Here is a 614-nt window from a genome sequence, read left to right as displayed (position 1 = left end):
GTCTTAATAGCTAAATAGTGGCAGGTCTACCTGGATTCGAACCAGGGAATGGCGGCATCAAAAGCCGCTGCCTTACCGCTTGGCGATAGACCTGCAGATGACAGCATTGCTATCGTGTTTTCTAAGTCGTTGCCTAGAATTCAAATCGATGGTGCGGAAGGAGAGACTCGAACTCTCACACCTCGCGGCGCCAGAACCTAAATCTGGTGCGTCTACCAATTTCGCCACTTCCGCATCGAATTTTCATGCATCAAGACATTGTCTTAATAGCTAAATAGTGGCAGGTCTACCTGGATTCGAACCAGGGAATGGCGGCATCAAAAGCCGCTGCCTTACCGCTTGGCGATAGACCTACAGCTGACAGCTTACGCTATCGGTTTCTAACCATTGACTAGAAACTTAAATAATGGTGCGGAAGGAGAGACTCGAACTCTCACACCTTGCGGCGCCAGAACCTAAATCTGGTGCGTCTACCAATTTCGCCACTTCCGCATTATTTATTCCTAAAAACTCTCAATGAAGAGAATGTTTAGGAATGGTGGCTACGACGGGATTCGAACCTGTGACCCCATCATTATGAGTGATGTGCTCTAACCAGCTGAGCTACGTAGCCA

Annotated in this window: 5 tRNA genes; all 5 read right to left on the bottom strand. The window is 48.2% G+C overall.

Annotated elements, in window-relative coordinates:
• Positions 1-18: 18 nt before the first annotated feature.
• Positions 19-93: transfer RNA gene (locus FC652_RS20335), tRNA-Gln, on the bottom strand.
• A gap of 56 nt (positions 94-149) precedes the next feature.
• Positions 150-234 (bottom strand) — tRNA-Leu (locus tag FC652_RS20330).
• A 44-nt stretch (positions 235-278) separates the two neighbouring features.
• Positions 279-353 (bottom strand) — tRNA-Gln (locus FC652_RS20325).
• Between the two features lie 54 nt (positions 354-407).
• Positions 408-492: transfer RNA gene (locus FC652_RS20320), tRNA-Leu, on the bottom strand.
• Positions 493-536: 44 nt separating this feature from the next.
• Positions 537-613 (bottom strand) — tRNA-Met (locus FC652_RS20315).
• Between the last annotated feature and the right edge of the window lies 1 nt (position 614).

The organism is Vibrio sp. 05-20-BW147 (assembly GCF_013369385.1).
GTDB lineage: Bacteria > Pseudomonadota > Gammaproteobacteria > Enterobacterales > Vibrionaceae > Vibrio > Vibrio floridensis.
This window is presented reverse-complemented; position numbering and strand designations above follow the sequence as displayed.